Genomic DNA, 12,825 nt, shown 5'->3' with positions numbered 1-12,825 from the left:
AACAGAAGACTCCCATGCACGCACTGATCGTGGTCTCGCACGCCAATCCAGACTCCCTCACCCATGCCATCGCCCACCGCGTGGCCGACGGCATCACCAGCGCCGACCCAGCCGCTACCACGGAGTTCGCGGACCTGACCGCCGAACGCTTCGATCCGGTTTTCAACAGCGACGACCTCGCCTATTTCGAGAAGCGCGCTGCGGCTCCTGACGATGTAGCGCGCGAGCACGCCCGCCTGGAACGGGCGGACACGCTGGTGCTGGTCTACCCGATTTACTGGTGGTCGTTTCCAGGGCTGCTGAAGGGTTGGATCGACCGCGTTTTCAGCAACGGCTGGGCCTACGACGAAGGCCCCGACGGCAAGCTGCAGAAGAAACTGCAGCGGCTGCAGGTGCATCTGGTCGCCAACGGCGGCGCCGACGCGGGGATGATCGAGCGCCACGGTTACGCCAAGGCCATGGCCACGCAGATCGACCATGGCATTTTCGATTACTGTGGTGCCAATGTCGCCAGTTCGGCGCGCCTGTTGGCATCGAATCCCGGCTTCCCGGCCGCGCATCTGGATACGGCCCACGCGATCGGACGCCGCATCGCCAACCCCGGGAATTGAATCGTTGCCGAAGTCCTCCGCCACTGCCACGCCCGCCCCCCGCCGTCGCCTGCCGCGCCAAGCACGCACGCGCCAGTTGCTGGACGTGGCGTGGGCACTGATCAGCGAGGAGGGCACCGACCAGCTGACGCTGGGCAGGCTGGCCGAAGCGGCGGGGGTCACCAAGCCGGTGGCCTACGATCACTTCGGCACCCGCAATGGCCTGCTTGCCGCGCTTTACGAAGACTATGACGTGCGACAGACGGCGATCTTCGATACCGCCGTTGACGCTGCCAAGGCCACGCTGCACGAAAAAGCGCGGGTGGTCGCGGCCAGTTATGTGGAGTGCGTCCTGACCCAGGGCCAGGAGATTTCAGCCGTCGTGGCCGCGCTCGGCGGCTCGCCTGAACTTCAGGCGGTCAAGCGCAGTTACCAGCATGCGTTCATCGAAAAGTGCCAGCGCATATTCGCCCCCTTCGCGGGCACGGCGGGAGTATCCAACGCGGGCATGTGGGCGGTGCTGGGCGCGGCCGATACGTTGTCGCAGGCCGCAGCCGACGGCGATATCAGCAGGTCACAGGCCAGCGACGAACTGATGCAGACCCTGCTTGCCGTGGTGAAGCGGAGCGCGTGACGCCCCGCTTCTCGTTGGCGCACATCAACTGCTGGACAGCTTCATCAGCACCAGTCCACACACGATCAGCACGGCCGCGCCGATGCGCATCGCACTGACCTGCTCGCCCAGGAACACGATGCCCACCACGAACGCACCGACCGCGCCGATGCCGGTCCAGATCGTATACGCGGTGCCCAGCGGCAGGCTGCGCATCGCCACGGCCAGCAGCCAGAAGCTGGCGATCATGCCGACCAGGGTGATGAGCGTGGGGGTGAGCTTGCTGAAGCCTTCGGACTGTTTCATCGAAACGGCCCAGACAATTTCCAGCAAGCCAGCAAACAGAAGATAGAGCCAGGCCATGGCGGCCTCCTTTGCAGGGGCCAGGCCGTCCTGGACATTTCAACCCGGTGTGGGGGAGGCCGTTCCTCCGGGAGGGAGTCTAGCAACCGCCGAATCACCGCTCCACGCGGGACCTTTCGTGCTGTGTACCTGTGACATGACAGCGACCAAATGAGGCAGTACCCCATAGGAACATGAGCGTTCCAGCGGAGGACTGATGTCCATAGTGACATGACATTCCCCCTTAGTTCATGACAGCTGAACAGCAAAAATTTGATCGGAATCAATGGCAGAAGCGACGTGAGTAAAGGATGGAGAGCCAGTCGTAGAGCTAGCGCTTAGGTACTCGCAGCAAGGTCGCCTGAGGGCGAGTTGGACCGGCCAGGATTTCGTAGACATCTCAGAGCCATAATCAATGGAAGCGAGAGATGTGTCTATGGCGAGCAAGCAGTACACGGATGAGTTCAAGGCCGAAGCGGTCAAGCAGGTCACCGAAAGGGGCTTTGCTGTAGCCGAGGTTGCCAAGCGGCTGGGGGTTTCGTCCCACAGCCTTTACCAATGGCTCCGCAAGTCCAGGAGCGAGGCCTTGGCGGGCACGCCTGAGGGGTCGATGTTGCCGACGCCCAAGGACTCAGCCGAGGTGCGGCGCCTGAAGGCCGAGGTGAAACGTCTGACTGAGGAGCGTGACATCCTAAAAAAAGCCGCGGCGTACTTCGCCAAGGGGTGATGGCGAAGTACGCTTTCATGCGTGATCACTTGGGCGAGTTCAGGCTGACGGCCATGTCTCGAGTGCTTGGGGTTAACCGCAGTGGCTACTATGCATGGGCGGGCAATTCGGGCAGGCCGCGTCGTCGTGAGGATGATCGTCTGCGCGGCCTAATCAAGCACGCCTGGCTGGCAAGCGGAACGGTGTACGGCTACCGCAAGATCACCCGGGAGCTTCGTGAGGCCGGTGAACGTTGCAGCCGCCATCGTGTTCGACGTCTGATGAAGGCAGAGGGAATAAGGGCAGAAATTGGCTACGGCACCAAGCCGCGCATCGAGGCGGTCCGCCTGGGATAGCTGAAAACGTCGTCAATCGCGACTTCTCGCCCGCTGCACCAAACAAGGTGTGGGTCACCGACATCACATACATCCGCACCTACGAAGGCTGGATTTTCCTGGCAGTGATCGTCGACCTTTACTCACGGCAAGTGGTTGGCTGGGCGATGCAGTCCCAGATGACCACCGACCTTGTGCTACAGGCACTGGTATCGGCGGTGTGGAAGCGAAAGCCTGCTGCGGGCCTGATCATCCACTCTGACCAGGGCAGCCAGTTCACGAGCAGCGACTGGCTATCGTTGCTGAAGCAGCATGGCATGGTTCCAAGCATGAGTCGGCGTGGAAACTGCCATGACAACGCGGTGGCTGAGAGCTTTTTCAGTGCACTGAAGAAAGAGCGGATCAAGCGGCGGATCTACCCGACCCGGGGCGAGGCACGCTCGGATGTATTCAATTACATCGAGATGTTCTACAACCCAATTCGCCGGCATGGTTTCGCTGGCAACCTGGCCCCTGTAGAGTTTGAACGGCGCTACGCCCAAAGCGGCTCATGAATGTCTACGGAAGTCTGGTCTGTCCAGCCCAAGGCATCCGTCAAATGCACTGACTCGCGCATACACAACCCCTTTTGCAGAAACAGCAGTGGCCCACACGGGGGGGGCACGGAGTTCGCGAAAAGTAGTAGCGACTCTACCGCTGGTGCTGTTCAACTGGCGCCCTCCGCTGGGGGGGGCGCCGACTCGGACAAACTGGCCATGTAATGTTGGCCAGTCCACCTACTCTTAACTGATAGTTGAGCCAAGCGAGCGCAACTGGCCGGGTAACAATTCGTGCGGCCCTAGTAGTCCTTGAATGTTCATCGGACTGGACAAAAAAAGCGGCCCTTGCGCAACGGCTGAACTACAGAGCTTGCGGAGGTTGGCCAGCAAGTGCTCTAGATCGGTCTGCGTCCATACCCTTGCGCCAAACGCGAAGTCCTCGCTTACATCTGCTTTAACAGAGTTGCTCACGATGATGGCGTTTATCTGCTCAATTCCACGGTAATGCTGTTTGAGCCAAAGAACACTAGATTGCAACTGCTCGGCGTCTCCCTTGGAAAGCGGGGCGGTCTTCTCGTTCTTGACCTCGATAACGAAGGCTTCAGTTCCGAATAGCCAAAGGTTGTCGGGTCCTCGATCAAAATGGTTGTCCGGGCGGCTTGATTCGGCTCCTATCAGTTCGCCTAGTTGCCGTACCGACTGCTCGATAAGTTTGTAGGATCCCGAAAAATGGGTCGACGCTCGTAATTCATCGATGGCTAGCAGGCAGCCGTTTGGGTGCGTGAAGGACCGTAGCCACTGCGCAATTGACTCTGCCTGGCTCGTCAGCTTCCGTGATTGCGCAGGCATGAGCATTGGTGGGCGCGATACGTTGGGATTGTCTCCAAACGCGGACAGTTGCAGTGTCATCGCGCCCGCTTGGTCTAGGAAATACTGATACCGAGCCGCGCCTTGCTTTGCGACACCGCGAAGGTCAGCTTCATCAATAGCGTCGGCGGCCCTCTGAGCAAGTCTACTCGCGTTGAAATAGTCCCTCGCAAGTGCTTTTCGGCTCGCATCGCGTTCCAGTTCGGCTACGTCGATCTTGCGATCGATGAAGTATTGAGCCTCCCCGGAGACATCCACTTTAGACATTTCCTTCTGGTAGAAGACCTTCCAGCCCGGGTCGCGCTTAAGCAGTTGGTTGGTGGCGCCGATGACCGACGTTGACACATTTCCCTCGCCCTCTAGAGCCGCTGAAACTATGCGACCAATCTCCAGCTGTCTAATCGTGAAAGGGGAAAGGTTGCGCGCGACCTGGGACCTGGAGATAAAGCTCGCGATATCTCGCCCGCCGAGTATCACCGCGCAGTAGTCAGAAGAGGATCGAACAGCTCGCCCCAAGCCCTGCTCAATCTTAGTTGCAACTTTTCCTCGCATGCCTGTGATCACCCCAGTCTTTGCTGCCTCTTGGCGATCTGCAAGGCTTTCAGCGACTGGCAGGCCGTCAACGATCAATAGGCGGCACGCACTGTCCGGCAAATCGACGCCGTCGTATCTCTGTGCGAAGACCACGAGGTTGCCTGAGCTGGTCGTCCTCAAGCTACTGATAAGCTGGCTGATTGATTCAGGTTTTGCTAGAACGGCTCCTGCCGACACCCACTTTTCCGCCTTTGGAAAAGAAGGCACAAGTACGACGACATTGGCGACCTGCTTGACGGCCAAGGCTACGTTCACTAGATCTTTATCGGAAAAGCTTGGATCGACGAGTGATGGAACTAACACCATTCGCTCTCCGATTGAAGACTCGCCGGAAGCATCGACAGGGTGCTTGGCTGCGTCTGGGCTGCAGCCTAGCTCGCGTACTAGGACGCCGCCATCATGAACGGAGGCCGACATGAACAGCCTGTGCTTTACATTAGCGTAGTGGCCCACGCGCTCAACTTGCGGTGGATCGAGGGTGATGTAGGCTTGCTGACCGGAGAGATAGATCCGAACTAGCTCAATCGCCGGGGAGATGTTTGGCCAACTGAAAGTTAGTTCATCTGACGATGAAAACTGAGAACATATCGCTGTAATTTGAGGCTGGAATCGCTGTTGCAGCCAGAAGGGTATTTCCAGTATCGCGTCTGCTTCACCCCGCTTGACTCCGGACCAGGTCACAGGGTCGTGCTCCTCAAGGGCAGAGGCCAGAAGGTTGATTAGAGCGGAACGCGCAGCATTAGGTAGTTCAGCTGAGAAGTTGTTACGCACTGTCTCAATGCCGGAATGAACGTCATCAAGCACAATGGAGCAAGGTGTGATTCGCTGCCTGGCGAAGGTCGACTTTCCGTTAAAAAACTTATCGTAGGTGCAAACGATCACCGCCTCTGACCTCGCGGCTGCATTGGGTGCTTGAGGCTCACCGCCCTTCCAGTGCTGCACGGGGATTCCGATGTTCTTCCCCTCCGCGATGACCTGCTCTACCAGTTGTGTATTGGGGACCAAGTAAGCTGCTGGCTCCTTCAGCCTATCCATCATGTGCTTGAGATAAAGCAAGCCGATAGTGGTCTTTCCGCCGCCAGTGTTTAGCTTTACGACCAGGTCATGTTGATCGATTCTGGCAGATATTGCATCCAGCGTTTTAATCTGGGAGGGGCGTAGCTCCACATGGCTAACTTGTCTGTCTAAAGCCTGGAACGTGTCAAGTATTGAGTTAGGCTTACTGGTAGTGCTGTTCTGAGCAAGCTTAGTAAAGTCGATCATGAACTTACCTTCCGATGGTATGGATATGTTGAGAGTAGTGGAGCAGACTTCGGCTGCTGAATCCTCCAGCGCGTTCGCGCGGTCGTGGGGCAATTGAGCCCCAGCTCGTCGACTCTAACGGGGCCAGCGCCTCGTTGGAAAGCTACCGGCGGAGGGGGCGTGCCACCGTTAAGATGTAAGCCAACGGGTATCTCCCAGTTCATGCTGTTGATGAGACGGCGCGGGGATTGTCTGCGGTCAGCAGGTCTTAGGTGTTCGGCCACTCAAAAACGACCCCCCGCCGTCTGGCGGACACTCGCAGCCGCCCGGAACAGTGTGAGGGGTAGCTGTCGCCGGACAGCCAGCTCGAGCACCGAGCGTCGCTTTGGGGTGACACCAGAGGCTAACGAGTTGGCGCAAAGAAGGGATTGCTGCGTCGTGGCTATACTCATGCCAGCTATGGCGCGCGCGAGGGCGCAATGATGGGACGGGTCAAGCACGAATGGACGGAAGCTCAAGAAAGGGGCTGGGTCTCACTTGAGGGCAATACCTGTGAGGTTTGTTTGAATCAGGAGGACATCTGGCGTTTGTTGCGGTCCCACAAAGGTGATTGTGCATACTGTGGCGATTCGGGGATCCCTGTCCTGGCTCTTGAGCACGTCCAGGAACACCTTTATGAGGTGATCGGAACATATTACGCAGAGCCCACAAATGCTGGTACTCCTTGGGTGGATGGAGAGTGGATCGTTCCAACTGTTGAAACGGATGATGTTCTACAGGAGCTTGGCTTCTTTCCAGTTGACGCGCTGCGCGAGGAAATTGTTGACGCTGATCTGACTGAGCACTGGGTTGAGGCTGCGCGCGGGCATTGGTCGGATGTCCAGGACGAGGACCTGCTGCTCCACTCTTGGGAGAGTTTTTCCTATGCGGCGAAGCACCAGACTCGGTTCAATTTCCGAAATGTTCGTAGCGACGAAAGTTCACAGGAGATTCCTGTTGCATACATGCTGGAAGTCGTCGGTGATGAAGTAAGCTCGCTGATCAAGATGCTCGAGATTGGAACAGAGTTCTACAGGGCAAGGTACCTCTCGGATGCTGGATCCATGACGGTTTCAGCTTCCACGATGGGGCCGCCTCCTAATCAGTTGGCGACAGCTGGGCGCATGAATCCCGCAGGTATTCCATACTTCTATGCGGCGTTCGATGTACAGACTGCCCTTGCTGAAATTGGCCGAGTACCTGACGGCAAGTTCCCTGCTGCTGCGATCTTCCGCAACGACAGGCCGCTCACCGTTGTTGACTTCTCCGAGCTCCCCAGTGTCCCATCCTTCTTTGCAACTGACCTAAGGGCGGAGCGAGTTAGGGCGCTCTTCTTGGGTGGATTCGTAAGAGCAATCACTCGCCCTGTCGAGAAAGATGGCAGGGAGCATATTGACTATGTCCCATCCCAGATTGTCTGCGAGTACTTGGCTCAATCATTTGCCCCCGAAGGTAGTGCCTCCATCGACGGCATAGTCTTCCCTAGTGCGACCCATGGTGGCGGGAAGAACTTGGTTGTCTTCCCGTCAGGAAGCCCTTTTGATCAAGATAGATTCAAAGGGATTACCTTCGTCAGCGCAGTTGAAATGTGATTGCACTGATTGTGCCTTTGCCCACCATTCACGCCTTTGAAATGCGGAGTTCCCGCGCTGTTAGGCGATGAGACGATCTGGCCTTCTGCCGACGCTCGCTAACGAGAGAACCTAGCTCAGCTCCCGAGCGTCTCTGTACGGGCCCGAGAGGAACCAGCTAAGACTTTGACTCACCAGCGTATCGGCTACAGTTCACCAGAGTCTCAATTACGGTTCACCGCAGGCCCAATTTACGATCCTCCCATGAACCGTAACTTTAAGGCCTTTGAACACTATTCATCCCTTTCATATCAATGGGTTGGACGGAATATTAGCGCGATCACCCACTATCGCTCTTTCTAGAAACAACAACGTTGAGGAGTCAAAATTCAAGCATCCTCAGTTCGGACGAGCCATATGGACACCCTTTTCCAATCAGCAGCAGGACTGCTTCAATCCCTCAATGCAGCCAGTCCGCTGGCGGTCTTGGCCTTCCTGGTTGTCGCGTTCCTCGTCGTGTTCTACCTTCTCTTCAGCAATTTCATCGGGGTAATCGAGCGCCTCGTCAGTCGGGAGCGCCGCAAATGAAGCCTTGGTCAAAGATGCCAACCTGGTGGTATCGGTACGTCCGCACACCTAGGATCGACCTGCATTCCGAAGGGGGGTTCCAGTGCACCCCTTTCGCCCTGTTGCGTGGTGGCAGCCGAGCCGGCGAGTCTCAAGCAGCTCTACGCATCCTGCTGGCAATTACGGTGTCCGACCGTTCCGCCGCAGATTTCGATGCCAAGCTGAGCCTGGACGAACTTGAAGACCTGACCCAGCTGAGCCGGTCGATGGTGCTAAAGGGGGTGCGCCTAGCCGCCGATCATGGCTACATTGCTTATGAAGCCGGGAAGCCACGAACGAAGTCCTCCTTCTCGCTGCTTCAAGGGCCCGGCCAGGTGGACCAAGGTTGGGCGAAGGCGCCCAACGAGGAGATCCGTACTCGAATCCCCAAGCTCCCTCATCGCGGGGATGCGGCCTTGGCTTCGCTGAAGATCTATCTCACGCTGCTGGCTGCACGATCGCGTAACAACGCAGTCGTACGCCTTAAGCACGAAACCCTTCGATCGAAGGCCGGCTGCCAGGCAAAGCACGTACGATCTGCAATCTCGCTACTGGCCAATGAAGGATTGATCCATGTGCTATCGGAGGATGAAAGCAAGGATCCGATCTACCGGGTCCAGCAGTATCAGATCTGCGGGAAGCTCGACGCACCACGTCGGTGGAACGAGTAATGCGCCCCCCTCCCATGCACCTGCTTCCCCTTGCTGGCCAATGGAGCGTTCCCCGTGCTCAGACGGTTTTGTAGTGTTTGAGCAGAACCTCTGGCACAAAGGTTAGGTTGCCCCTTGCGCGGGAGCACGCGACGTAAAGCTTGTTGCGTGTGCTGGAGGGGAGTTCCTGTAACTTCCCATTGCGCAATGCCTTGGCATTGTTTGCGCTCAGAACGATGCAGACGTGGTCGTAGTGATCCACTCCCTTGGAAGCGCCCCAGTTCTGGGAAAAGCACTCGTACTTGTAGTGCTCCTTTAAGAACAGCTTAACCACGTGCATATCGCGGTAGAGACCTTCCGCTGCAGTTGGATCATTCTCCAGCCTGACTTCACTGGCGCGCTCATCGTGCGGCAGTATCGTAATGCCCAGACGCTCGGTGATGAACGAGCAAACGGTACTCGAGCAGCGTCGACTGGATCTGAGCGAATCGGTGTCCACGCGCAGCCCCGCATCCCGGAACCTCTTTTGGTAAGCATCATAGTTGTCATGGAGAGTTCCGTTGACGTTTCCATCTCTGCTCGTGTCGAACGTGTGCTGATAGAAGTCTCCGACAAAGTTGATCTCGACGTTCGCCTTTGAGATCTCAATCAGGAGATTGAAGTCATGGCCGGCGAAATCTTGAACTTCATCCACGAAGAAGGCGTCGTAGTACTTCTCGAGCCGATTTCGGATCGCTGTCAAAAGACAGCATCGAGTCACGTAGGACGCCAAGCGATTGGAATAGAGCCACCTTCCGGGCGTCATGTATCGCCTTTCGTCGCTAAGGGCATAGTTTCGGGTCGGGAACTCGAAGATGACTCCCTTTGTCTTCTTCTCGAGGCTCAAGAACGGGCGGTAGCAGAATCCATAAAGAAACGAAAAGTACGTCGAGACCTCGATGTTCTTGGGAAGATGCCCAAACTTCTGAATTATTTTTCGTCGAAGGCTATCGGCATTTGCCTCAGTGTAAGTGACGATCTTGAAGCGCTTGGCAAGGTCCAGGTTGGCGACCAGAAGAGAGGTCTTTCCCGACCCGGCAACTGCAAAAGTTACGCTCTTATCCACCTAATGGCCTCCCTGATGTAGCCAGGCGCAATCAGGGCGTTCCCATGCTTCTCAAGCAACTGGAAAGCCGCCTCGGTCTTGTTCTTAAGCATGTACTGCTGGACCGACAATTCCCTTCGATTGGCGCCAAACGCCGCGTCACAGGTGCCAGAATTGTCCCTGTAGATGCAGATCTCAAAGGTGCTTCTTTCAGGATCAGCGTCTGCAAATACCTGGATGCTCTCGCCAACGAAGTCCTTGTAGCTATCTATGCAGTTCCGCTGATAGTCCTCGTCATTGTCACGCACCACGGCGACCTTGATGCCGAGGGCCTTGGCCAGCTCGAGGTATCTCTTGAAGCTGGTGCCGTCGACAGACACGACGTGGATGCCATCTTTCTCAGTGCTGGATCCATCAGTGCAGCTCGCATAGAGCGCTCCGAGAAGAATGAATTCCGCGTCCCCTTCAACAAGGATGGCCTTGCGACAGAGCGAGAGCTCAAGGACATTGTTGTCGGGAGCCTTCATGAAAAACTTAGCGGTATCCGGCGACAGCGACGCTAGCGAGGCGGGCTTAGATGCGCTGCTCTCACTCAATATCAGCACATTGCGCAGATTCAAGCGGGTGGCAATGAAGCTGCTATGCGTTGCGATGAACAGCTGTTTCCCTTGCGAGGCGTCGATTCGCTGAATGAGTTTGTGCATGTGCACATGGCTTAGGTGATTTTCCGGCTCTTCCAGCAGAAGTAGATCAAGCGCCGCCTCGCTCCGCCGAAGGGCAAATTCGGTCTTGATGAAGCACTGCCGCCCCTTTCCCTTTCCATCGATCGGGATGTCATCCTCAGTGATGACTAAGTCGGTATCAATGCCAGCCTTCGCACTGCTGCGAATGTCAAACCTGTAGTCATTCAATTGGTCGTTGAGTGGCTTGAGAGCTGTTTCCCTGAAATTCCTCTTCGCCATACGATATTCGAAAGCATGCTTGCTGCGATCGGCGATGCTAGTCCGAGCGGAGTACATCGCGCGCGTGTACTCGCGCGTTGCGTACTCGTTGTTGATCAGGGAACTGTCAATAAGCAGGTGCTTCAGAGGCTTTCGGTAGGGGTGAAGAGTCTTGCCCGCGAACGTCTTGAACTGGCACTCGTAGTACTCGAACGGAAAGCTCCCTTCCCTGCTGCCAAGGGCTGTGGCAATGTCAACAGAGTACTCATCCATTGGCTGGCAGGTCACACGGATCCCCAAGTGATCCTGACGTAGGCTGTTATTCCTTCCGTCAAAATCCTGGTCGGTGACACCAGCGAAGTAGACCTCGATAAGAAGTACAGGCAGGTCTTCAACCTTCCTGTTCCCAGCCAAAAACTCTACGATGCACTGGACATTGAACAGTGACTCGATTCCCAGCGACTCGACTTTGTTACGGCTTGCGCCGAGCGCGATGTCGATCGCTTGGATGATCGAGCTCTTCCCAGCCTCGTTACCGCCGGCCAAGATGTTCATCTTGGAGTCGAAGGAGATATCAAAGTCTTTGAATTTTTTGAAATTCTTAAGAACTAATCGAGCAACCGTCGGCACCAAGCACCCCCTGTCTCGTCCTGCTTCAACGTCGAGTTTGATCGTTCGCAAGGCGCAGCCTAGAGCCCGCGTTCATGTGCGAACGGTTCGAATATATCGAGAGATCGGACCGAGTGAAAAGTGGTTGAGTTTTCCCAAGATCTGATCTGCCAGTACTCAGTATGCCTTCGGATCGCCGCGTGGATTGGCGCGAGGCGGTCAGGTCAAACCGTTCTTACCGGTTTCTATCATGTTGGGCCGTGGAATTGAATTGGCTCGGTGGCCAATCGAATAGAGCTGTCATGTCACCCCTGTACGTCGTATGTAGCAAAAAAGGGGCGTCATGTCATAGGTAGGTTACAACGGATTCATGCAGGTCAGGCATACAGGATGTCAGCGAGCACGGTCAGTTGACCGACATGCCGTGGCCGTTCCGGCGCTACGATATCGTCGCCCACCTTCAACGCGACGCATTTGATCAGCTCGGTCCTGGTCAACGAGGAGCGCTGCAGAACGGTCTCGATGCGCTCATTGGCAAAGGCACTCAACTTCATCGACAACCGCTTGGCCGGCCCGCCTGCTTCCAGCTCTGCTGATCGTCTGGCCAGCTTCGCAAGCCCGGCTGATGTCTCTTGGCCGTGCGCGTAGCGGTTGACATAGAAAAAGAACAGGCGTTTGCGGAAGTCAGGCGTCGCCAGCGGCGTGATGCGGGCGGCAGCGGCATCCAGCAGCTCGACGAACACCGAAGGCACGTTGACCTCGAACGAGCACTGCTGCGCTGAACGCGCATTGGCCACCGCCGGGGTTGACTGCGCCGGGATGAGGATCACATCACCGCAGGCGTTGCACCGTCCCACCAGAATGTCACGCGCAATCGCGCGCCCATCTGAAAAGGGCACGTCCCGGTATTCAAAGGTGGCGGTGACCCGACCGTCCCGGTCACATAGGGCGTCCCTGTGTTCGCCTTCGCGGTAGAGCTTCATGGCCTGATGGACTCTTGTCGGTGAACGCTGATGAACGTCGTATCGGAAAGGAAGTAGAACTTCACATACCAACCGGCGGCGAGGATCTCGTGCACCTGGATGTCGGCGCCCCGGTGGTGGGGCGAGCTGCGGTGATCCTGCCCCCGCGCGCGCTTGAGAATTGCCGCTAGATCCGACGCACTGATCCGCCCGGTCAGCAGCAGGTTCTTGCTGCTGATGTTGCGGCGGACTTCGTGGACGAAGTTGCCCGCTTGCAGGTCTCGGATGACCTGTTGCTTGGCTTCGTTGAATCCCACCATACACCATCCCATACGATACATCTCGTATTGAACGCAGGCGCGAGCACCTTGTTCAGCATAGGCATGGAATGCAGCGCCGGAAGTCAGGCGACGCATCATCATGGTGAGGGGGAACGACGCTGAGTGCGTGCTGGCTAACGCATGCGCGCATGCGCTAGAATGCGCGCCTGCCATCGCCCAGCGATGTGCAGTCCGGACCGGGTTCCAGGCGCTTC

11 protein-coding genes and 1 pseudogene are annotated in these 12,825 nt (G+C 56.9%); 6 read left to right on the top strand and 6 right to left on the bottom strand.

The window, feature by feature from the left end:
- The first annotated feature begins 14 nt into the window (after window positions 1-14).
- Complete coding sequence (locus CXG43_RS03855) at window positions 15-611, top strand: NAD(P)H-dependent oxidoreductase (RefSeq protein ID WP_101098750.1); 597 nt, start codon at window positions 15-17, stop codon at window positions 609-611.
- Between the two features lie 4 nt (window positions 612-615).
- Window positions 616-1,224: a TetR/AcrR family transcriptional regulator gene (locus CXG43_RS03850; RefSeq protein ID WP_232767579.1), complete on the top strand. Its 609-nt coding sequence runs from the start codon at window positions 616-618 to the stop codon at window positions 1,222-1,224.
- Between the two features lie 24 nt (window positions 1,225-1,248).
- Here CXG43_RS03850 and CXG43_RS03845 read toward each other — a convergent pair whose 3' ends face one another.
- On the bottom strand, window positions 1,249-1,566 hold the full coding sequence (locus tag CXG43_RS03845) for a multidrug efflux SMR transporter (protein WP_101098748.1): 318 nt from the start codon (window positions 1,564-1,566) through the stop codon (window positions 1,249-1,251).
- A gap of 415 nt (window positions 1,567-1,981) precedes the next feature.
- On the opposite strand from CXG43_RS03845, the pseudogene CXG43_RS03840 reads away from it, so the two are divergent.
- A pseudogene (locus tag CXG43_RS03840) lies at window positions 1,982-3,140 on the top strand (IS3 family transposase).
- Between the two features lie 228 nt (window positions 3,141-3,368).
- On the opposite strand, the gene CXG43_RS03835 reads toward CXG43_RS03840, so the two are convergent.
- Window positions 3,369-5,849, bottom strand: coding sequence for a DEAD/DEAH box helicase family protein (locus CXG43_RS03835; RefSeq protein ID WP_101098747.1), 2,481 nt, complete (start codon window positions 5,847-5,849; stop codon window positions 3,369-3,371).
- 458 nt (window positions 5,850-6,307) lie between these two features.
- Between CXG43_RS03835 and CXG43_RS03830 the strand changes: the two genes are divergently transcribed.
- From CXG43_RS03830 to CXG43_RS03825, 3 genes are all read left to right on the top strand, one after another.
- Window positions 6,308-7,459, top strand: a complete 1,152-nt coding sequence (locus tag CXG43_RS03830) for a HEPN-associated N-terminal domain-containing protein (protein WP_101098746.1) — start codon at window positions 6,308-6,310, stop codon at window positions 7,457-7,459.
- A 396-nt stretch (window positions 7,460-7,855) separates the two neighbouring features.
- The gene (locus CXG43_RS19040; protein WP_157825187.1) at window positions 7,856-8,026 is read left to right on the top strand and encodes a hypothetical protein; all 171 of its coding nucleotides are present in this window, start codon (window positions 7,856-7,858) and stop codon (window positions 8,024-8,026) included.
- A complete protein-coding gene (locus CXG43_RS03825; protein WP_157825188.1) occupies window positions 8,023-8,715 on the top strand; it encodes a hypothetical protein in 693 nt (230 codons plus the stop codon). The genes CXG43_RS19040 and CXG43_RS03825 overlap by 4 nt, the downstream gene beginning before the upstream one ends.
- A gap of 58 nt (window positions 8,716-8,773) precedes the next feature.
- Here CXG43_RS03825 and CXG43_RS03820 read toward each other — a convergent pair whose 3' ends face one another.
- The 4 genes from CXG43_RS03820 to CXG43_RS03805 form a co-directional block, all read right to left on the bottom strand.
- Entirely contained in the window at window positions 8,774-9,799 is a 1,026-nt protein-coding gene (locus CXG43_RS03820; RefSeq protein WP_101098744.1) for an AAA family ATPase, read from the bottom strand.
- Window positions 9,784-11,400: a TOPRIM nucleotidyl transferase/hydrolase domain-containing protein gene (locus CXG43_RS03815; protein WP_198551425.1), complete on the bottom strand. Its 1,617-nt coding sequence runs from the start codon at window positions 11,398-11,400 to the stop codon at window positions 9,784-9,786. The genes CXG43_RS03820 and CXG43_RS03815 overlap by 16 nt, the downstream gene beginning before the upstream one ends.
- Window positions 11,401-11,705: 305 nt before the next feature.
- Window positions 11,706-12,311 (bottom strand): hypothetical protein, encoded by a 606-nt coding sequence (locus tag CXG43_RS03810; RefSeq protein WP_101098743.1) that lies wholly within the window; start codon window positions 12,309-12,311, stop codon window positions 11,706-11,708.
- Window positions 12,308-12,712 (bottom strand): hypothetical protein, encoded by a 405-nt coding sequence (locus CXG43_RS03805; RefSeq protein WP_198551426.1) that lies wholly within the window; start codon window positions 12,710-12,712, stop codon window positions 12,308-12,310. Before CXG43_RS03805 ends, CXG43_RS03810 begins: the two co-directional genes overlap by 4 nt.
- Window positions 12,713-12,825: the final 113 nt, after the last annotated feature.

Source organism: Stenotrophomonas sp. Bg11-02 (assembly GCF_002836635.1).
GTDB classification, from domain to species: domain Bacteria; phylum Pseudomonadota; class Gammaproteobacteria; order Xanthomonadales; family Xanthomonadaceae; genus Stenotrophomonas; species Stenotrophomonas lacuserhaii.
This window is presented reverse-complemented; position numbering and strand designations above follow the sequence as displayed.

What these genes read in the sequence shown, in the direction of transcription:
- CXG43_RS03855 (WP_101098750.1), top strand. Translation starts at nt 15, where the DNA reads ATGCACGCACTGATCGTGGTCTCGCACGCCAATCCAGACTCCCTCACC.
- CXG43_RS03845 (WP_101098748.1), bottom strand. Translation starts at nt 1,566, where the DNA reads ATGGCCTGGCTCTATCTTCTGTTTGCTGGCTTGCTGGAAATTGTCTGG.
- CXG43_RS03835 (WP_101098747.1), bottom strand. Translation starts at nt 5,849, where the DNA reads ATGATCGACTTTACTAAGCTTGCTCAGAACAGCACTACCAGTAAGCCT.
- CXG43_RS03830 (WP_101098746.1), top strand. Translation starts at nt 6,308, where the DNA reads ATGATGGGACGGGTCAAGCACGAATGGACGGAAGCTCAAGAAAGGGGC.
- CXG43_RS19040 (WP_157825187.1), top strand. Translation starts at nt 7,856, where the DNA reads ATGGACACCCTTTTCCAATCAGCAGCAGGACTGCTTCAATCCCTCAAT.
- CXG43_RS03825 (WP_157825188.1), top strand. Translation starts at nt 8,023, where the DNA reads ATGAAGCCTTGGTCAAAGATGCCAACCTGGTGGTATCGGTACGTCCGC.
- CXG43_RS03810 (WP_101098743.1), bottom strand. Translation starts at nt 12,311, where the DNA reads ATGAAGCTCTACCGCGAAGGCGAACACAGGGACGCCCTATGTGACCGG.
- CXG43_RS03805 (WP_198551426.1), bottom strand. Translation starts at nt 12,712, where the DNA reads ATGATGATGCGTCGCCTGACTTCCGGCGCTGCATTCCATGCCTATGCT.